Raw genomic sequence first — 19,725 nt, forward strand, 5'->3', positions numbered from 1 at the left:
ACTGAACCGGGTGGGATCGATGGCGACCGTTGCAGCAGCCCGCGCTTCGAAGCGCGAACTGGCGCCCGACTGGCGTGACGCACTGCGCGACGCCGTGCGGCGTGTCTTTGTGCGCGGCATCGGCTTGCTGCTGGTTGGCGTTGCAGTTGCGTTCGCCGTCGCACTGGCAAGTCACAGTCCCAATGATCCGTCACTGAGCACGGCAGCGGGCGGACCGCCAGCGAACTGGCTGGGCAGCGTCGGCGCCTACGCCAGCGACCTGCTCCTGCTGTTCTTCGGACTCGGCTCGATCCTGTTCCTCCCGGTCATCGCGCTTGCGGGCATTCGCATGATGCGCCTTCGCGATCCCGGCCGCATCGGCCGTGGGATGCTGATTGCTGCCGGGGGCGCGGTGCTGATCGGAGTGGCGCTCGGGCTGACCAGCGGATCCGCCGTATCCGGTCTCCCGGGCGGTTGGGGAGGAGCGCTTGGGCTTGCCGGCGCGCATGGCGTTGCGGCAGCCGTCGGCCTAATTCCCAATCCTTCGATCGCCGGGCCGCTGCGCCTCACGATTTTGCTGCTGTTCGGACTGGCTGGTCTCGCGCTTGGCTACGTCGCGGTGGGCCTGGGCGACGAGGAACGCGTTTGGGTGGCCGGCCTGGCTCGTGCGCGTGGCGGCCGTGAACGCCGCGCCGCGCCGCGCGCCACCGAGATCCGCGACGAGGGGCCGGCGCCCGCCTCGCCGCCCAAGTCGCGCCCGGCGGTTGCGGTGGTCGAGCCGACGCGATCGGCTCCTCCGGCCACCAAGGGTTCGAACCGGAAGGTGTCGGCGCAGCCGAGCCTCGCACTGGGCGACAGCTTCCAGCTGCCAACTGTGGAGCTACTTGCTCCGCCGCCCGAGAAGGGCAAGCAGCAGATCGATCGCGCGGGACTGGAGCGCAACGCCCGGCTCCTCGAATCGGTGCTGGAGGACTTCCACGTACGCGGCGACATCGTCGAGGTGCGTCCCGGCCCAGTGGTCACGATGTACGAGCTGGAGCCGGCAAGCGGCATCAAGGCCAGCCGGGTCATCCAGCTCGCCGACGACATCGCCCGAAACATGTCGGCGCTCTCGGCCCGCGTGGCGACGATCCCGGGCCGCAGCGTTATCGGCATCGAGCTTCCGAATCCCAAACGCGAGGCAGTGAGCCTGTCGGAGCTGATCGGCAGCCAGGCTTTCGAAGACCAGAACATGTCGCTGCCGCTGATCCTGGGCAAGAATATCGCAGGCGACCCGGTCATCGCCGATCTCGCGCCGATGCCGCACCTGCTCGTCGCCGGCACGACCGGATCGGGCAAGTCGGTCGGGCTGAACTGCATGATCCTGTCGCTGCTCTACCGGTACGGTCCGGAAGACTGCAAACTGATCATGATCGACCCGAAGATGCTGGAACTGTCGATGTACGACGACATTCCGCACCTGCTCGCGCCCGTTGTGACCGAGCCCGGCAAGGCGGTGCGCGCGCTCAAATGGACAGTCGAGCAGATGGAGGAGCGCTATCGCATGATGGCGAACCTTGGCGTTCGAGCGCTTCCGAGTTTCAACGCCAAGGTCCGGGAAGCGAGGGCGAAGGGCGCCAAGCTCGGCCGCCGCGTCCAGACCGGCTACGACGGCTCCAGCGGTCAGCCGATCTATGAAGTCGAGGAGCTCGAGTACGAGGTCCTGCCGCAGATCGTCGTCATCGTCGACGAGTTGGCCGACCTGATGATGACGGCGGGCAAGGAAGTCGAGTTCCTGATCCAGCGGCTGGCGCAAAAGGCGCGCGCCGCCGGCATCCACTTGATCATGGCGACTCAGCGCCCGTCGGTCGACGTCATCACCGGCGTCATCAAGGCCAACCTGCCGACGCGGATCAGCTTCCAGGTCACCAGCAAGATCGACAGCCGGACCATCCTGGGCGAGCAGGGCGCGGAGCAGCTGCTGGGCAAGGGCGACATGCTCTACATGCCCGGCGGCAAGCAGATCATGCGCGTCCACGGTCCTTTCGTCAGCGACGACGAGGTCCGCGCCGTCGCGGAGCATTGGCGCAAGCAGGGAGCGCCCGACTACGTCCAGGCGGTCACCGAAGAGCCGGAGGACGGCGGCTATCTGTTCGACGGCCAGCCGACCGGCGAGGACGACGCGGAGACCCAACTCTACCGCAAGGCGATCCAGATCGTCGCCGAGAGCCAGAAGGCATCGACGTCCTACCTTCAGCGTCAACTCCGCGTCGGCTACAACAGCGCCGCCCGGCTCATCGAGCGGATGGAAAAAGACGGCATGGTCGGCCAGCCGGACCATGTCGGGCGCCGCGAAGTGCTGATCGACTCCGACGGCCATCCGATCTGATCGGTTCGTTCCTGAACCGTACGGCACTGCCAAGTTCAGTATGCATTCAAGGGCGAAGCGCCATTCGTGCCGCCAATTTCCCGGGAGTTGAACATGAATTTCGGCAAGTCTTTCGCGCGTGTGCTCGCGCCGGTGGCGATCGTCGCCGCCGCAGCGCCTGCCGCTGCGGCGGACAACGCGGACCTCGCGAAGGTGAACGCGCACATCACTTCGGTGCAGACCATGACGGCCGATTTTCGCCAGACGGACGGCCGGGGCCGCTCGGTCGTCGGAACGCTGCAGCTGAAGCGTCCCGGTCATGTGCGCTTCCAGTACGGAAGCGGCGACCTGCTGCTGGTCGCCGACGGCAAGCGCCTGTGGTTCCTCGACTACCAGGTCGGCCAGAAGAACAGCTGGGACCTCAACAAGACGCCGCTCGGCATCCTCCTGTCGTCCAACCCAAACGTGAAGCGCATCGGGCGCATCCAGCCGACCAAGGACAACCGCATTGTCGTCATCCGCGCGAGCGGCGGGATGGGTTTCGGCAGCCTGATCCTGGCCTTCCTGCGCTCGCCTTCCGCACCGGGCGGCCTGCAGCTGTACGGCTGGACGGCCATCGATGCGCAGAACAAGAAGACGACCGTCCGACTCTCGAACGTCCGCTACAATGTGGCCGTTCCGGACAGCGCCTTCTCGTTCCGGTTGCCGACGAAACACCGGTAATAATCCGTTTCAGATAGGGACTTGTTCATCGCTGCGTCATCGGCGGCGGGATATGGAGAAGTTCGATCTGGTGGCTAGGGGTTTCCCCCCTGTTACCCTTGCCTCGGATCCCTTGCGTGACGAACGCTTGGCGGCCCTCGCTCCATGCCCCCGGAGCGGGGGCCTTTGCTTTACGTGCATACCCTGTCCCGGCGGACGCTTCGCTCGCAAAGACGAAGCGGCGTGGCTACATCGGCAACCGTGGCTACCATCAAGATCGCGTCATGGAACATCAACTCGGTGCGCGCGCGGATCCCGCTCGTGGAGCGGCTGATCGCCGGCGAGCAGCCGGACGTACTTTGTCTTCAGGAAACCAAGGCTCTCAACGAGGTCTTCCCGGCCGACATGTTTCGCGCGCTCGGCTACCGGCACCAGCAACTGAACGGGCAGAGGATGCACCACGGCGTTGCGATCCTGAGCCGCCTCCCCCTTTCCGACCCGGGCCGCTACGACTGGCAGGACAATGGCGAGGCGCGGCATATCGGAGTGCGCCTGGAATGCGGCATTCGCCTCGAGAACGTCTACGTGCCCGCCGGTGGCGACACCCCCGACCGGACAGTGAACCCGAAGTTCGGCCAGAAACTCGATTTCATCGAACGCATGACGCGCTGGTCCGAGGGCCTGCGGGAGCCCACTGTTATCGTCGGCGACTTCAACGTCGCGCCGCTCGAGTGCGACGTCTGGAGCCACAAGGCGCTCGTCAACGTGGTCAGCCACACTCCCGTGGAAGTCGCGGCGCTCAACCGCCTCCAGCAGGCCCACAACTGGATCGACATCGGCCGCCGCTTCGTGCCGGCGCCCGAACGCTGCTTCACCTGGTGGAGCTACCGCTCGCCGGACTGGACGAAGAACGATCGCGGCCGCCGACTCGACCACATGTGGGCCTCGCCCGAGCTTGCCGGGCACCTGAAGGCCCACACGGTCCTCGAGCCCTGCCGCATGTGGGAGCGGCCCTCCGATCACGTGCCGCTGATCTGCGAGATCGAGGCTTGAGGCAGGCGACGTCGCCGGTGCGACACGCCATCGCGGCATTGCGCGCGGGGCGTCCGGTGTGGATCGATTCGGCGGCACCGGTGACGGTCCTCTCGGTCGAAACTGCGACACCCGAACTGCTCGAGTTGCTCGATGCGGACAGAAGCGCCCGGCTGCTGATCACCGGCGAACGGGCAGCCGCCCTGGCGCTGGGCAACATGCGAGATGCCGCTGACGCCAAGGCTCCCGTCCTGGTCGCACGCGAGGAGTGGCTGAATGTTGAGACGGCTCTCGCGCTCGCGGATCCCGGCCGCGACCTCGGTCGCGGTCTCATCGGCCCTCTGCACCCACTGCCGCTCGACTGCACCGACTCGGCCGCCGCGGCAGTGAAGCTCGCGACAGCCGCGGGGCTTCTACCGGCGCTTTGGGTCCTCGCGGAACCGGTTGCGCAGGCGGCAGTCAGCGCCGCCGAAGCCCTGGGCAGCGGAGGTGCCGTTCAGCTCCTCACGCGGGCGAAGCTGCCAGTCGAAGGGCTCCCGGATACACAGATCGTCGTCTTCCGGTCGGTCGCCGATGGGCAGGAGCATGTGGCGCTGGTGGTCGGCGCATTCGGCGGCAAGCCGCCGCTGGCCCGACTCCACAGCGAATGCCTCACCGGTGACGTGTTCGGGTCGCTCAAGTGCGATTGCGGGCCGCAGCTCAGGGAAGCGCTGCATATCCTGGGTGAGAATGGCGGCGGCATATTGCTCTACTTGCGCCAGGAAGGCCGCGGAATCGGGCTCGCCAACAAGATCCGCGCCTATGCGCTGCAGGACCGCGGCCTCGACACGGTCGATGCCAATCGCCGACTAGGCTTTGCCGACGACGAGCGCGGCTATGCCGACGCGGCTGCGATGCTGCGAGCGATCGGCGTCGACCGTGTTCGGCTGCTCACCAACAACCCTTCAAAGGTGGCGGGGCTCGAGGCTGCCGGCGTTTCGGTGATGGAGCGCGTGGCGCACCACATGCCCGCCAATCCGCACAATGCAGACTATCTCGCGACCAAGCGCAAGAGGAGCGGCCATCTAGCCTAGGCCGACCATGCGGCGGACGTCATCGAAACTATAGGCAATCTCGCTGACACCGAGCTCGCGAAGCATGTGGTCATGTCCGTCGAAGCAGTGCGACCCGCCCGCGAAGCCGATGACCCGCGCGCCGGACGCCAGTGCTCCGGTCGCTCCGACTCTCGAGTCCTCCAGGATGACGCACTGGTTGATGGGCACCTCGATGCGCTCCGCGGCATGCAAGTAGATGTCGGGCTGCGGCTTGCCGCGCTCGACGTGCTCGCGGCCGCTGTAGACGTGGTCGCCGAACGCATCGCTCAGTCCCAGATGCGCGAGGTGGCCCCTAATCCACTTGGTGGAGCTCGACGAGGCCACGGCTCTCGGCAGCGTCGGCGGCAGAGACTGCACGAAGTCGACCGCGCCGACTACGGCCGCGATGCCCTCGCGCAGAGCATTGCGGCTCCGCTCCCGCAGGCGTTCGTGAAATTCGGGCGGGAGTTCCGCCCCGATCCTCCCCTCGATCGCAGCGACGAAGTCGGGGCCGGCCAGTCCCGTGTAATGCTTGATTGTCTCGGCAGCGCTGTGCCGGTGGCCAAGGTCGGTCAATAGCTCGGCAAGCGTGACGTTACCCTCGAACTCGCTTTCGAGCAGTACGCCGTCGAAGTCGAAGATGATGGCGCCGAGGTCAGGCATCGTCGTCGAACAGCGCGCTTCCGACCCGGACCGCCGTTGCACCGAGCATGACCGCCGAGCGGTAGTCCGCCGACATGCCCATGCTGAGACCCGTGACGTCATGCCGCCGTGCCAGCTCTGCGAGAAGCGCGAAGAACGGCGCCGGCTCCAGGCCAACGGGCGGAATGCACATGAGCCCGGCGAGCGGCAGCGGGGATGTGCGCACTGCTGCGACCAGTTCCCCGGTTTCGCCAATTGCACAGCCGCCCTTCTGCTCCTCCTCGCCGATGTTCACCTGGATGTAGACCGCGGGGTGCCGGTCAACCTTCTCGGCCTCGCGCACGAGGGCCTCCAGCAGCGAGCGACGGTCGAGCGAGTGGATGACGTCGAACAGGCGCACCGCTTCGGCGGCCTTGTTGGACTGCAGGCGCCCGATGGCGTGCAGCCGCAGGTCCGGGTGGCGGGCGAGCGCCGGCGTCCACTTCGCAAGTGCCTCCTGGACCCGGTTCTCGCCGAAGCTGCGCTGCCCGGCCGCGATGAGCGGCTCAATGGCTTCGATCGGGCGTCCTTTGCTCACTGCAACAAGTTGCACGTCGCCCGGCTCACGGCGGGCGACGCGGGCGGCCGCGGCCATGTCGTCGAGGATATGTTGCCGGCGGTTGGCAGCGCTGCTCATCGTCCGGCGCTATAGGAAGCAGCATGAACAGTCGCCAGAGACCTTGGCCCCGGCAGTGGCTCATGACCGACGAGCGCCTCGGAGACCGGCTTTGGGACGCCATCGCGCGGCTGCCGGACGGCGAGTCCGGAATCGTGTTCCGCCACTACGCGACACCCGAGCGCGAACGGCAGGCCTTCGGACTGAAGATCGCGGAAGCGTGCCGGGCACGGTCCATCGTGCTCGCCGTCGCCGGTGACTCCGGCCTGGCGCAGCGGCTGGGCGCGGACTTGGTCCACAACCCTTCTTGGCCGCCCGGCGACATGCCGTTTTCCCTGCCTGTCCACACGCTCGACGAAGCGGCCCGCGCGAGTGCACTGGGCGCTACGGTGGTTTTCGTGTCGCCGGTGCACCCGACCCGATCCCATCCCCATCGGGTGGCGCTTGGCCCGTCGGCGGCCGCGCAGATGGCGGAGGCGGCTCGCGTACCGGCGATCGCTTTGGGTGGGATGAATGCGCGCGCGTTCGCGGCGTTACCCGAACGCGTCTTTTACGGTTGGGCCGGAATCGATGCCTGGCTCAGCCCGGCAGATTAGAACTTGAAGGCGGTGCCCACGTAGACGGCCTGGCTGTCGCGCCGCTCGTCGCGGAGTGGCGTCAACCGCTCACGATCGACCTGGTAGCGGACGCCGCCGGTCAGATCGAGGCGCTTGGAAAGCGAATAGGAGCCGCCAAGGTCGAGCGAATAAGCCTCGCCTTCCCGAAGCGCGGCAACCGCCCGACCTTGGGGCCGGTCAGCACCGACTGCGACGCGGCCAGTGAACCGCGGAACGGAATAGCTGACACCCACAACTGCAGTCTCGCGACCGCCGAGCGTGTGTTCGGCATCCTTGGACTTGGCGACGTCTCCTGAGACAGCGAACCGGCGCCAACCAAGCGCTACGCCGAGGTTGTAGCTGGCGACCGTCAGGCTGGTGAGCTTCGTCGGAGCGCTCGCAGCAGCGACTCCGCGCACGGCCGGTGCGGCGGCGCGAGCCCGGATTGCGACGCGAACCTGTGACGGACGCCCCTTTGCGGCCGCCGGAGTGAAGGTCAGATCGGTCAACGAGAGCGGCCGATTCGCGAAGGCTTTCGCAAGGCGCGGATCGCCGTTTGCAGGGGTGAACGAACCGATCGGATCGAAGCTCAGCGAGACTGCAGGCGCGCGCTTCTTCGTGGGATTAGAAGTGGTTGCGAGCGCAGGCGACAGTGCGAGGCCGGCCACGGCGCCAAGCGCCGCCACCCAAATCGCTGTCGATGCACGCCGGCTCGGCACTCTCATTCTCCCCGTGTCGAGAGTCGATATAGTCCGGCCAGCCTGAAGGTTCCATGAGCGGAATCGATTCGGCTGCAGGCTGTTGCCGACTCACAACAATACCGGCCCAGGGCGGGACATGCTTGCGAGAGGCCCTTGACCTCCTATAACGCACGCCAACTGCTTTGACGCTCTTCGAGGACCACCGAATGCACCGCCTTCCCAAAGCCGCTGCCGCACTCATCGTCCTGGCGATCGCCACCGGAGGCTGCACCCGTAACCGCACCCTGCCCACGACACTGGCGCCGTCCCGGATCACGACGATCGGCGTCAACGCCTACCTGTGGCGCGCGGCCATCGATACCGTTTCGTTCGCTCCGCTGCTGCAGGCGAATGAGACGAGCGGCGTCATCATCACCGACTGGTACGCGAACCCCCGCGCCCCCGGAGAGCGCGTCAAGCTCACGGTCTCGATCCTTGACCAGGACCTGCGCGCCGACGCGCTGCGCGTGGCGGCGTCGCGGCAGGTCCAGCAGAATGGCGCCTGGGTCGATGCGCCGGTGTCGGCGGCGACCGTACAGAAGCTCGAGGACATCATCCTGACCCGGGCCCGGGACCTCCGCCGCGCCACCATTCCCGGCTAAAGAGTTCGCATGACCGGGCGCTTCGACCCGAGCGCGGCCGATAGCCGCTGGCAGGCGCGTTGGGACGAGCAGGGCTGCTTCGCCGCCGACAGCAACAGCAACAAGCCGAAGACCTACGTCCTCGAGATGTTCCCCTATCCATCGGGGCGCATCCACATGGGCCACGTCCGCAACTACACGATGGGCGACGTGATCGCCCGTTACCGCCGGATGCAAGGCCACGAAGTGCTTCACCCGATGGGTTGGGACGCGTTCGGCATGCCGGCCGAGAATGCGGCGATGGAACGCAAGGTTCATCCGGGCGAATGGACCCGGTCCAACATCGCGACGATGCGCGAGCAGCTCAAACGGCTTGGCTTTGCTCTCGACTGGAGCCGCGAGCTCGCGACCTGCGATCCTGCCTATTACGGGCATGAGCAGGCGCTCTTTCTCGATCTGTTTGAAGCCGGACTGGTCTACCGCAAGGAAAGCGAGGTCAACTGGGACCCCGTCGACATGACCGTGCTCGCCAACGAGCAGGTGATTGACGGTCGCGGCTGGCGGTCAGGGGCGGTGGTCGAGCGGCGCAAGCTTGCGCAATGGTTCCTGCGCATCACCGATTTCGCGGAAGAGCTGCTCGAGGGGCTCACGTCACTCGACGATTGGCCGGACAAGGTGCGGCTGATGCAGGAGAACTGGATCGGCAAAAGCCGCGGCCTTCAGTTCAGCTTCCGGCTGACGGAGCCCGTTGCGGACACTGAGGCGGTCGAGGTCTTCACGACCCGACCGGACACCATCTTCGGAGCGAGTTTCCTGGCCGTTGCCGCTGGGCATCCGCTGGCGGCCGCGGCTGCGGCGGCGGATCCCGGCGCGCGCTCTTTCGTTGACGAGTGCCGGGCAGGTGGCACCAGCGCTGCGGAAATAGAAACTGCGGAGAAGAAGGGCTACCGGACGAGCTTCGAGGTCGTGCATCCCCTCGATCCCGAGTGGCGGTTGCCCGTCTACATCGCGAACTTTGTCCTGAGTGACTACGGCACCGGAGCGCTATTCGGCGTTCCTGGTCACGACCAGCGCGATTTCGAATTTGCGACGCGGTATCAGCTTCCGATCCGGAGGGTCGTTGCGGCGGGTGCGGAACTCGCGTCGGAGCCGATCGGCACGGAAGCGGAGAACGCGCCCGGGATCGCGGTCAACTCACGTTTCCTGGATGGACTGACGAGCGCCGAGGCCAGCGCCGAGGTGATCCGCCGCGCCGAGGCTGCTGGCTGGGGGAAAGGGACGGTCCAGTACCGGCTTCGCGACTGGGGCGTGTCGCGCCAACGCTATTGGGGCACGCCGATCCCGATCATTCGCTGCGAATCGTGCGGGCCGGTGCCGGTCCCGCGCGAGCAGCTCCCCGTGGTCCTGCCGGACGACGTCAGCTTCGACGTGCCCGGCAATCCGCTCGACCGGCATCCTACCTGGAAGACCGCGTCCTGTCCCAGCTGTGGCGGGGCGGCCACTCGTGAGACCGATACGCTCGACACCTTCGTTGATTCGAGCTGGTACTTCATCCGCTTCGCAAGCCAGCCGGCGGACAAACCGTTCGACCGCGCGGAAGCCGAGGCGTGGCTGCCGGTTGCGCAATATATCGGCGGGGTCGAGCACGCGATCCTGCACCTGCTCTACGCGCGCTTCTGGACCCGCGCGCTGCAGCATATCGGGAAGATCGGCATCGACGAGCCGTTCCGGGGGCTTTTCACCCAGGGCATGGTGACGCACGAGACCTACCGCGCCGGCGACGGCAGCTGGCTCAGCCCGGACGAGGTCCGCCGCGAAGGCGACGACTGGATCCACATCGAAAGCGGCCACCCGGTTGCGCTCGGCCGAATCGAGAAGATGTCCAAGTCCAAGCGCAACACCATCGATCCGGAACCGATCGTCGACCGCTACGGCGCGGACGCGGTGCGCTGGTTCATGCTCTCGGACAGTCCGCCGGAACGCGACCTCGAATGGTCGGAAGCGGGCATCGAGGGCGCGTCGCGTTTCGTCCAGCGGGTTTGGCGGCTTGCGACCACTCCGAAGAGCGGGGGCGGGGATGACGAAAGCCTCCGCCGCAAGCTCCACCGGACGACCGCCGCTGTCGGCGAGGCGATCGACGGCCTCCAGTTCAATAAAGCCGTGGCGGCGCTCTACGAGCTGGTGAACGCGCTGGAAAAGGCTGCCCCCTCCGAGACCCGCGACGAAGCTGTGAAGGCGCTGGTGCTTCTGATCGCGCCGATGACGCCACATCTCGCCGAGGAGACCTGGGCGGCGCTGAACGGAGCAGGCCTCGCTGCAGATGCGCAATGGCCGCCGTTCGATCCGGCCTTGCTCGTCGACGATCAGGTGACGCTCGCCGTACAGGTGAATGGCAAGCTCCGCGATACTCTCACCGCACCGCGCGGGCTCGACCGCGAGGCTGCCGAGGCGCTGGCACTCGGATCCGAGAAGGTGCAGCGGCAGCTCGCCGGTGCTACCCCGCGCAAGGTGATCGTTGTCCCCGACAGACTGGTGAACGTCGTCGCATGACGCGAGCCGTCACCATTTTCGTTGTGGCGCTCTCGTTGTCCGCTTGTGGGCTGCAGCCCCTGTATGGCGGCGGCAGTTCGGGGCCAGTCGCGGCAACCCTCCGGTCGGTCGAAGTGTCGCCAATCCCGGAGCGCACGGGCTGGCTGCTGCGCAACAAGCTTGTCGACCGGCTCGGGGAGAGCGGGACGGCAAGACCGGCATATCGCCTGGACGTGACACTGGACGACAACATCACGGCCTTTGGAATCCGTGGCGACCGTGCGGCCACTCGCGAACGCCGGATCATCCGCGCCCGCTATCAGCTGGTCGATCTCGCCACGGGGACTGTCGTCGTCGATGCGACGGCTGGGTCCGACGCCGGCATTGACATCGTCAGCTCGGAATATGCCACGGTTGCTGCCGAACAGACAGCTGCAGAGAACCTGACGGAAGTCGTCGCCGACCAGATCGTCGCGCGGCTCGGCGCTTATGCGCTGCGCACGTCACCCCGGTGAAGGCGAGCAAGAACTCCGTCTCACGCGCGGTCGACCAGCCCGACCCTAACGTCCGCTTCTACCTTATGCACGGCGCCGACGAGGCGCAGTCGCGAGCGCTTGCGAACCGCCTCCAGGCAGCGCTTGGCGCCGAGCGCTTCGTCATTGCAGGAAGCGCCGTCCGTTCCGACCCCGCACTGCTCGCCGATGAAGCTGGCGCGATGAGCCTGTTCGGCGGCAAGCGCCTGATCTGGGTCGAACCTGCCGGCGAGGAAATCGCGCCCGCGGTCGAGGCGCTCCTGACCGCTGGCCCCACCGAGAGCCCTGTCGTCGCAATCTCCGGGTTGCGGCCCAAGTCCTCCGGGCTCCTCAAGATCGCCGAAGCGGCCCCGAACGCGCTCGCAATCGTGTCCTATGTGCCCGAGGGCCAGGACGCCGTGCGGATGGTCATCGACGTGGCGCGGCGCTTTGGCCTGAAGGTGGATTCGGGCGTTGCTGCAAGGGTTGCCGATGCGTGCGGCAACGACCAGGCCATCGTCGGCCGCGAACTCGAGAAGTACGCTCTGTACGTGGACGCTTCGCCCCAATCTCCAAAGGAGCTTGGCCATGACGCCGTGGATGCGGTCGGCGCCGATGTCCCGGAAGGGGAGCTGTTTCACCTCGCCGACCTCGCGCTGGCCGGCAACATCGGCCAACTCTCGGAAGAGCTCGCGCGCCTGCCGGGTACGCTGGAGGCCATCCCGGTGGTCCGATCATTGCAGCGTCGCCTGCTGATGCTGGCGCCTGCCCGCGCCCGGATCGAGCGCGGAGAACGTGCCGAAGCCGTCATGGCGTCAGTGGGCAGAGCCTTGTTTTGGAAGGATAAACCGCTGATCGAACGTCTTCTACAGCAATGGACGGCGGATGATCTCGCACGCGTTTCCGAACGCACCGGCAAGCTCGAGCGATCCTTGATCTTCAGTCCCGCACCGGACCAGGCGATGCTTGGCGAGGAACTGCTGGCGATCGCGAGAGCTGCGCGCGGACGCCGCTAGATCGGTTCGCCCGACAGCCGCTGGCAAATCATGTCGAGCTGGTCGAGCGTGCTGTAGTTGAGTTGCACGCTGCCGCTCGTCCCCTTGTGCTGCACCTTGACCCGAAGCCCAAGCAGGTCGCCGAGCTGGCGCTCCAGTGCCTGGAGGTCGGCACTCGCGACTTTCGATCCGTTGCGGGCGCTTGCCCGGCCGATGTCAGAGCCGGGGCCCGGGCGCACCTTCTGGGCGAGCCGCTCCGTCTCGCGGACGGACAGACCCTTGGCGATGACCTCGCGCGTCAACTCTTCCGCGTTCTCGGACGCCGCGACGGCGCGGGCATGACCCATCGTGATATCGCCTCGCATCAGCGACTGGCGGACGAATTCGGGCAGATCGAGTAGCCTGAGGAGGTTCGCAACGTGGCTGCGCGACTTGTGGACGATGCGACCGACATCATCCTGGGTGTGACCATAGCGTTGGATCAGCTGGCGATAGCCCTCAGCCTCTTCAATCGCGTTCAGGTCCTGACGCTGGATGTTCTCGATCAACGCTATTTCCGCGGTCGAGGTGTCGTCGATGTCGCGCACGATGGCCGGAATGCTGTGTAGCTGGGAGCGCTGAGCAGCACGCCAGCGGCGTTCCCCGGCAACGATCTCGAAATAGTCGCCTGCGGGCCTCAGAAGGATTGGCTGGAGGACACCCCGCGCCGCGATCGACTTTGCGAGATCATTCAGAGCTTCATCGTCGAAGTGAACACGCGGCTGGTCCGGATTGCGCCGAATGCGTCCGATCTCAATCTCGCGAACGCCGCCGCGCCCCTCGTCTTCGCGCCCCTCGGGCAAAGGCCGCACGGCTTCGCCCAAGAGGGCCGACAGCCCCATTCCGAGGCCTTTGGCGTGCCGTTCGGCGCTCATGCTGCCTCCGCCAGTTGCGGGCAGCGCCCGATGAGTTCACGCGCCAGGCTGATGTACGCCTCAGATCCGGGGCACTTGAGATCGTAGATGAGGGCCGGCAGCCCGTGGCTGGGCGCTTCCGAGAGGCGTACGTTGCGTGGCACGACGGTCTTGAACACGGCTTCACCTAGGCAGGCTCGGACGTCCTCCGATACCGCTTGCGAGAGATTGTTACGGCGATCAAACATTGTCAGCGCCACGCCGAGGATCGCCAGCTGCGGATTGAAGGCGGTGCGAATTCGCTCGACGGTCTGCAGCAGCTGGCTGAGGCCCTCCAGCGCGAAGAATTCACACTGCAGCGGCACCACAAGGTGCTGGGCAGCGACAAGAGCGTTGACCGTAAGAAGCCCCAAAGAGGGCGGACAGTCGATCAGGCAAATGTCCCAACGCCCCGGCGGTATCGCTGCCAAGGCACGTTCCAACCGGCGCGCACGGTCCTGCAGGCCGACCATCTCAACCTCGGCACCCGACAGATCGACGGTTGCTGGAAGCAGATCGAGACGGGGAACCCGAGTCTGGACCACGCTCTCCAGGACAGAGGCACTGCCGATCAAGACGTCGTAACTAGAGCGGACCCGCGATGACGCACTGATGCCGACACCTGTCGATGCGTTGCCTTGCGGGTCGAGATCGATCAGCAACACGCGCGAACCGGTCGCCGCGAGAGCGGTCGCGAGATTGATGGCGGTAGTCGTCTTGCCGACCCCGCCCTTTTGATTCGCGATGGCGATGTGGATCATGACGCCTTGGCCCTCACCCCTGTCCCGACGATGATCGATGAATCATCGTCAGTGACACTCCGTTCCACGTGAAACGCACCTTGCCACGTCCGTTGCGCCTCGGCCAGTTCCGAAGCGGCGCTGCGTCCTTTGGGCAGGATCCAGGTGGTTTTTCCTGTGGACAGATGCTGGGATATCTCGAGCAAGTTGCGGAGCGGCGCTAAAGCGCGAGCAGTGATGACCTCGTACCGCCCAGTGACCCTCTCCGCTTTCGCGCAGAGCACTCTAGCATTCAGTTCGAGCGATTCGCTGACCCTGTGGAGAAACGCGGCTCGCAACCGCCTGGGCTCGACTAACGTGACGGGTCCGTCGAGCAGACATGCGAGTACAATCCCGGGCAATCCGGCGCCGGAACCCAAGTCGATCCACGAGGCGTTGGTCGGAGCGAAACGTACCAATTGAGCCGAGTCGAGAATGTGGCGGTTCCAAACATCGTCGAGCGTGGCACGCGACACCAGGTTCTGCCTGCTACTTTCATCGTGAAGCAGAGCGACATAGGCCTCAATTTTCTCGAGCGTTTCACGTGAAATTGGCCGCGCGGCCGCGGCCTCGAGCTGATCGATCACGCCGCAGCTTTGCGAGAAGCCGCGACGTAGAGCGCCGACAAAGCCGCAGGCGTCACTCCGGGTACTCGCGACGCTTGGTCGAGAGATTCTGGCCTCACACGCTCCAGCCGCTCTACCATCTCGGTGGAGAGGCCCGGAACGGAACGATAGTCAAATGACGCTGCCAGTCGGATACGAGGGTCGCCACGTACCGCGTTCCACTCGCGCTGCTGCCGATCCACGTAAGGCCGGTACAAATCGTCGGCCCGACCCTCCTCCGTCTGAGACCAGTCGGGTGCGGCACGATGCTCAAGGTGCCGTTCGATAAACTCCCGCCGCCGCGCAGACAGGCATCCACTATCCAGAGCTGCCTGGCCCAAACGCGACGTTGCATTATCAGCCCTTAGCGATAGGCGATATTCCGCTCGTGCCGTGAGCATGCGATAGGGCTCCGTTACTCCCTGGAGCGTCAGATCGTCGATCATCACGCCGATGTAGCTCGTCCTCCGGTCGAAATGCACACCTGGAGCTCCCAAGGCCGAAGCAGCGGCGTTGAGTCCTGCGACGAGGCCCTGCGCCGCGGCTTCCTCATACCCAGTCGTTCCGTTGATCTGCCCGGCAAGGAATAGCCCGGGCACGTCACTGACCTCCAAGGTCGACCCGAGCTTGCGCGGATCAACGAACTCATACTCGACGGCGTAACCAGGGCGAACGACTTCCACTCGCTCGAGACCGGTGATGCTGCGCAGGAACGCGAGCTGGACGTCCACCGGGAGGCTGGTCGAAATCCCGTTCGGGTAGACAAGCGGATCATCGAGACCTTCTGGCTCGAGGAAAATCTGATGGGTGTCGCGATCGGCGAATCGCTTCACCTTGTCTTCGATTGAAGGACAGTAGCGTGGCCCCCGCCCTTCGATCGCGCCATCGAACAGTGGCGATCGACTGAAATTCGCGCGAATGATGTCATGCGTCCGCGCATTGGTCCGCGTGATCGAACAGCGAAGCTGGGGAAGGCGGACGCCGTCGTCCAACGCTGACATTGTAAAATGACGTTGGTCGCTCGGTTGCTCCTCGAGTTGAGACCAGTCGATCGTTCGTCCGTCCAGCCGCGGTGGCGTCCCGGTCTTGAGCCGACCCTCTCCGAGGCCGATGTCACGGACCTGAGCGGCCAGGGGAATGGATGCGCGTTCGCCGCGCCGACCGCCGGTCAGCACCTCATTCCCCACGAACATCCGAGCGTCGAGGAAAGTCCCCGTAGCGATGACGAGGGCACGGCAAGCAATTTGCCCCGTGCTGGTCTCGACGCCAACTACGCGACCGCCTCTCAACTTGAGGCGCAGAGCCTCAGTGGCGATAATCTCGACGCGGTTCGAAGCCAGCATATCTCGGATGGCATTGCGATAGAGCTTGCGATCGCCCTGGACCCTTGGACCCCAGACCGCCGGTCCCTTGCTGAGGTTCAGCATTCGGCGATGAATCGCGGCTTGGTCGGCTGCTCTGCCCATCAGGCCATCGAATACGTCGAGCTCACGCACAAGATGGCCCTTGCCGACGCCACCGATCGATGGGTTGCACGACATCTGGCCGGCATCTTCCGGACGGAACGTCAGCAACCCCACGCGCGCGCCGCGCCGCGCCGCAGCGGCGGCGGCCTCGCAGCCGGCGTGACCAGCACCAATGACCACAACGTCGTGCATCAGCAGCACATAGACGAGGACTGTTCCACGTGGAACTACTTGCCGAGGCAGAACCTGCTGAACAGTGTGTCGAGGAGATCTTCGACGCCCGAGCGACCCGTCAGTCCATCGAACGCGCTGCGGGCGGCCCGTAATTCTTCGGCAAACATTGGGAGGTCGACCGTATGGGCGGCTCGCGACAGCGCGTCGCTGGCGAGCTCCAGCAAACTCGCCTGGCGACGGTTGATTGCGATTGCCCCCTCGCTCGGTAACACTTCGCGCGCCAATCGCAGAACCCGGTCGAGCAATTCGCCGATGCCTTTCCCTGTGCGAGCGGAGACGGGCAGCGTCCCATCAGCCGCGGCAGGGCGTCCAGACAGATCCGCCCTTGAATGAACCAAAACCAACCGCCGATGTGCCGGTGCGTGATCCGGCTGGCCAAGCCAGACCAGAACATCGGCGGCTTCCGCCAGCGACTTGGCGCGGTCGACGCCAATCGCCTCGACGGCATCATCCGTTTCGCGCAGTCCCGCGGTGTCAGTCAGCCGAATGGGAACGCCACCGATGGCGACCGACACTTCGATGTGATCGCGCGTAGTGCCGGGAACATCGGTGACGATGGCCCGCTCTTCTCCCGCTATAGCGTTGATAAGACTGGATTTTCCGACGTTCGGCGGTCCCGCGATCACAACCAGTATGCCATCCTTCAGCCGCTCTATGGGCGGCCGCACCAGCCATTCGCGCAGCTCAGCCGCCATGACGTCACATTGCCGGAGCAGCTCGGGATCGAGCGCCTCGTCTTCCTCATCATAATCGATCGCACGCTCTGCCGCAGCGGAGAGCTGAAGCAGTCGGGACTGCCACTCCTGAACCTCGCGGCGCAGCCCGCCCTCGGCGAGCGCAAGTGCAGCCTTCCGCTGGCTCTCCGTCTCCGCTTCGAGCAGGTCGGCCAGGCCCTCGGCTTCGGTCAGGTCGATCCGGCCGTTTGCAAAGGCTCTGCGGGTAAACTCGCCCGACTGCGCTGCGCGAAGCCCATCAAGCTTGCCGAGTACGGACAGCAGCGCATTCACGACGGCCCGGCCGCCGTGGCACTGAAATTCGATCGCATCTTCACCTGTGGCGCTTGCAGGGGCATCGAACCGAAGGACGAGCGCTTCGTCCAGCATTTCGCGCGATCCAGGGTCCCGCAGCTCGCGAACGGAAGCGAGCCGGACCTGGGGCAACTCTCCAGCGATGAGGCGAGCGGCTTCGTGTGCCCGAGGGCCGCTGATGCGTATGATCGATACTGCTGCGGGCGGCGGCCCGCTCGACAGCGCGAAGATCGTGTCCTGTCCGCTCACGAGCGTGAGCCCTTAAGCGAGTAGCGGCGCGACGTCGTGCCAGCCTTCCCAAATCATCTTGAGAGCAACGTAGAGGATCATGATCAGCCCCGCCCAAGCCAGCAGCGGGAAACGGTGGATCAGCCGCGCCACGAAGCTCGCTGCGACCCCCATGAAGGTTACCGAGAGGACGAGACCGACGAACAGCACTGCGGGGTGCTCCCGGGCCGCAGCTGCGACCGCAAGGACGTTGTCCAGGCTCATGGACAGGTCCGCGATCGTGATCTGCACGGCCGCCTGCAGGAACGTCTTGCTTGGCGGCGGGCCTTCGACTGCGGAAGTTTCGGGATCGTCCGCCGTGACCACCTTGCCCGGCTTCAGCTCGCGGAACATGTTGTAGGCGACCCACAGGAGCAGCAGCCCACCGGCAAGCAGCAGACCGGTGATCTTCAGCAGCTGGGTGGCAATCAGCGCGAAGCCGATCAGGAACACGACGGCGATCGCAACGCCGAGCATGATGACCTTGCGACGATCGCGGGCCGGCAGCCCCGACGTCAGTGTTCCAATGATGACGACATTGTCGCCCGCCATCGTCAGGTCGATCAGGATGACCTGGAGGAGCACGGCGAGCCCCACCGGCGTCAGAATCTCGGCGAAGTTGAAAATCCCGTCAGGCATGGCGGGCGCCTAGCCTACTGGTTCATCGAAGCGAAGAAGTCCTCGTTCGATTTCGCATCCTTCATCTTGTCGAGAAGGAACTGCATCGCGTCGACCGTCCCCATCTGCATGAGGATGCGGCGCAGGACCCACATCTTGGTGAGGATCGCCTGCTCGACCAACAGCTCTTCCTTGCGAGTACCGGACTTGCCGACGTCCAGGGACGGGAAGATGCGCTTGTCTGAGACCTTCCGATCGAGCACGATCTCGCTGTTACCCGTGCCCTTGAACTCTTCGAAGATGACCTCGTCCATTTTGGAGCCGGTGTCGATCAGCGCGGTCGCGATGATGGACAGCGAACCGCCTTCCTCGATGTTGCGCGCGGCGCCGAAGAAGCGCTTCGGGCGCTGCAGCGCGTTGGCGTCCACACCCCCGGTCAGCACCTTGCCGGAGCTCGGCACCACCGTGTTGTAGGCGCGGCCGAGACGGGTGATGGAGTCGAGCAGGATCACGACATCCTTCTTGTGCTCGACCAGTCGCTTGGCCTTTTCGATCACCATCTCGGCAACCTGGACGTGGCGTTGCGCAGGCTCGTCGAACGTCGAGGAGATCACCTCGCCTTGCACCGAGCGCTGCATGTCGGTGACTTCTTCCGGACGCTCGTCAATCAGCAGGACGATCAGGAACACTTCCGGATTGTTGTCGGTAATCGCCCGCGCGATGTTCTGCAGCAACACGGTCTTGCCGGTCCGCGGCGGCGCCACGATTAGAGCGCGCTGCCCCTTGCCGAGCGGAGCGACGATGTCGATGACCCGCGCCGACTTGTCCTTGATGGTCGGATCGAGCGTGTCGAGGCGGAGCTTCTTGTCGGGATACAGCGGCGTCAGATTGTCGAAATTGACGCGGTGGCGAACCTGGTCGGGCTCGTCGAAGTTGATCGAGGTGACGCGAGTCAGGGCGAAATAGCGCTCACCCTCCTTGGGCCCGCGAATCTCGCCCTCGACGGTGTCCCCAGTGCGCAGGCCGAAGCGGCGCACCATCGACGGCGCGACGTAGATGTCGTCCGGACCGGCGAGGTAATTCGCCTCGGGCGAACGCAGGAAACCGAAGCCGTCGTTCAGCACCTCGATGGTGCCGGAACCCATGATCTCGACGCCATTCTCGGCCTGAACCTTGAGGACGGAGAACATCAGGTCCTGCTTGCGCAGGGTCGATGCGCCTTCGACGCCCATTTCCTCGGCCATGGCGACGAGCTCGGCGGGGGTTTTCTTTTTCAGATCTTTCAAGTGCATGTGATGGTCTTTTCTTGGGGATTTCTGGCCTGGGATTGTCGGCAGGGAAGCTCTGGAAGGGCGCGGCAGGACACCGCTTGGAGTGAGCAGCCGCCGGCAAAGGGAAGAACTGGCCGAACAG

Annotated in this window: 19 protein-coding genes; 9 read left to right on the forward strand and 10 right to left on the reverse strand. The window is 65.4% G+C overall.

Annotation, left to right across the window (positions count from 1 at the left end):
- The first annotated feature begins 19 nt into the window (after window positions 1-19).
- The 4 genes from ACUXST_RS08995 to ribA all read left to right on the forward strand — a co-directional run bounded on the left by ACUXST_RS08995 (window position 20) and on the right by ribA (window position 5,133).
- A complete protein-coding gene (locus tag ACUXST_RS08995; RefSeq protein ID WP_458389642.1) occupies window positions 20-2,347 on the forward strand; it encodes a DNA translocase FtsK 4TM domain-containing protein in 2,328 nt (775 codons plus the stop codon).
- Window positions 2,348-2,440: 93 nt separating this feature from the next.
- Window positions 2,441-3,049 (forward strand): LolA family protein, encoded by a 609-nt coding sequence (locus tag ACUXST_RS09000; protein WP_458389643.1) that lies wholly within the window; start codon window positions 2,441-2,443, stop codon window positions 3,047-3,049.
- Window positions 3,050-3,289: 240 nt separating this feature from the next.
- Complete coding sequence (locus ACUXST_RS09005) at window positions 3,290-4,081, forward strand: exodeoxyribonuclease III (RefSeq protein WP_458389644.1); 792 nt, start codon at window positions 3,290-3,292, stop codon at window positions 4,079-4,081.
- 17 nt (window positions 4,082-4,098) lie between these two features.
- The gene (ribA, locus tag ACUXST_RS09010) at window positions 4,099-5,133 is read left to right on the forward strand and encodes a GTP cyclohydrolase II (protein WP_458389645.1); all 1,035 of its coding nucleotides are present in this window, start codon (window positions 4,099-4,101) and stop codon (window positions 5,131-5,133) included.
- Here the strand turns inward: ribA and ACUXST_RS09015 are convergent.
- Both ACUXST_RS09015 and ACUXST_RS09020 read right to left on the reverse strand, forming a co-directional pair.
- Entirely contained in the window at window positions 5,125-5,796 is a 672-nt protein-coding gene (locus ACUXST_RS09015) for an HAD family hydrolase (RefSeq protein ID WP_458389646.1), read from the reverse strand. The genes ribA and ACUXST_RS09015 overlap by 9 nt on opposite strands.
- Entirely contained in the window at window positions 5,789-6,451 is a 663-nt protein-coding gene (locus tag ACUXST_RS09020) for a YggS family pyridoxal phosphate-dependent enzyme (RefSeq protein WP_458389647.1), read from the reverse strand. Before ACUXST_RS09020 ends, ACUXST_RS09015 begins: the two co-directional genes overlap by 8 nt.
- A 62-nt stretch (window positions 6,452-6,513) precedes the next feature.
- Here ACUXST_RS09020 and ACUXST_RS09025 point away from each other — a divergent pair, with 62 nt between their 5' ends.
- A complete protein-coding gene (locus ACUXST_RS09025; RefSeq protein WP_458389648.1) occupies window positions 6,514-7,026 on the forward strand; it encodes a thiamine phosphate synthase in 513 nt (170 codons plus the stop codon).
- Here ACUXST_RS09025 and ACUXST_RS09030 read toward each other — a convergent pair.
- Complete coding sequence (locus ACUXST_RS09030; RefSeq protein ID WP_458389649.1) at window positions 7,023-7,751, reverse strand: porin; 729 nt, start codon at window positions 7,749-7,751, stop codon at window positions 7,023-7,025. The two genes, ACUXST_RS09025 and ACUXST_RS09030, sit on opposite strands and share 4 nt — an antisense overlap.
- Window positions 7,752-7,933: 182 nt before the next feature.
- Between ACUXST_RS09030 and ACUXST_RS09035 the strand changes: the two genes are divergently transcribed.
- From ACUXST_RS09035 to holA, 4 genes are read left to right on the forward strand one after another with little or no spacing between them, the layout of a single operon-like run.
- A complete protein-coding gene (locus ACUXST_RS09035; protein WP_458389650.1) occupies window positions 7,934-8,368 on the forward strand; it encodes a DUF3576 domain-containing protein in 435 nt (144 codons plus the stop codon).
- Window positions 8,369-8,377: 9 nt separating this feature from the next.
- On the forward strand, window positions 8,378-10,897 hold the full coding sequence (gene leuS, locus ACUXST_RS09040) for a leucine--tRNA ligase (RefSeq protein WP_458389651.1): 2,520 nt from the start codon (window positions 8,378-8,380) through the stop codon (window positions 10,895-10,897).
- The gene (gene lptE / locus ACUXST_RS09045; RefSeq protein ID WP_458389652.1) at window positions 10,894-11,391 is read left to right on the forward strand and encodes an LPS assembly lipoprotein LptE; all 498 of its coding nucleotides are present in this window, start codon (window positions 10,894-10,896) and stop codon (window positions 11,389-11,391) included. The genes leuS and lptE overlap by 4 nt, the downstream gene beginning before the upstream one ends.
- Entirely contained in the window at window positions 11,388-12,404 is a 1,017-nt protein-coding gene (holA, locus tag ACUXST_RS09050; protein ID WP_458389653.1) for a DNA polymerase III subunit delta, read from the forward strand. Before lptE ends, holA begins: the two co-directional genes overlap by 4 nt.
- On the opposite strand, the gene ACUXST_RS09055 is transcribed toward holA, so the two are convergent.
- Genes ACUXST_RS09055 through rho form a run of 7 tightly spaced genes read right to left on the reverse strand, consistent with a single transcriptional unit; the run spans window position 12,401 to window position 19,604 of the window.
- Entirely contained in the window at window positions 12,401-13,297 is an 897-nt protein-coding gene (locus ACUXST_RS09055; RefSeq protein ID WP_458389654.1) for a ParB/RepB/Spo0J family partition protein, read from the reverse strand. The two genes, holA and ACUXST_RS09055, sit on opposite strands and share 4 nt — an antisense overlap.
- Window positions 13,294-14,076 (reverse strand): ParA family protein, encoded by a 783-nt coding sequence (locus ACUXST_RS09060; RefSeq protein ID WP_458389655.1) that lies wholly within the window; start codon window positions 14,074-14,076, stop codon window positions 13,294-13,296. The genes ACUXST_RS09055 and ACUXST_RS09060 overlap by 4 nt, the downstream gene beginning before the upstream one ends.
- Window positions 14,073-14,681: a 16S rRNA (guanine(527)-N(7))-methyltransferase RsmG gene (rsmG, locus tag ACUXST_RS09065; protein ID WP_458389656.1), complete on the reverse strand. Its 609-nt coding sequence runs from the start codon at window positions 14,679-14,681 to the stop codon at window positions 14,073-14,075. Before rsmG ends, ACUXST_RS09060 begins: the two co-directional genes overlap by 4 nt.
- A complete protein-coding gene (gene mnmG / locus ACUXST_RS09070; protein WP_458389657.1) occupies window positions 14,678-16,357 on the reverse strand; it encodes a tRNA uridine-5-carboxymethylaminomethyl(34) synthesis enzyme MnmG in 1,680 nt (559 codons plus the stop codon). Before mnmG ends, rsmG begins: the two co-directional genes overlap by 4 nt.
- Before the next feature lie 35 nt (window positions 16,358-16,392).
- Window positions 16,393-17,676: a tRNA uridine-5-carboxymethylaminomethyl(34) synthesis GTPase MnmE gene (gene mnmE, locus ACUXST_RS09075; protein WP_458389658.1), complete on the reverse strand. Its 1,284-nt coding sequence runs from the start codon at window positions 17,674-17,676 to the stop codon at window positions 16,393-16,395.
- Window positions 17,677-17,688: 12 nt separating this feature from the next.
- Window positions 17,689-18,333 (reverse strand): YjbE family putative metal transport protein, encoded by a 645-nt coding sequence (locus tag ACUXST_RS09080; protein ID WP_458389659.1) that lies wholly within the window; start codon window positions 18,331-18,333, stop codon window positions 17,689-17,691.
- Window positions 18,334-18,347: 14 nt separating this feature from the next.
- Window positions 18,348-19,604: a transcription termination factor Rho gene (gene rho, locus ACUXST_RS09085; RefSeq protein WP_458389660.1), complete on the reverse strand. Its 1,257-nt coding sequence runs from the start codon at window positions 19,602-19,604 to the stop codon at window positions 18,348-18,350.
- Window positions 19,605-19,725 lie beyond the last annotated feature (121 nt).

It is taken from the genome of Sphingomonas sp. F9_3S_D5_B_2, assembly GCF_054263715.1.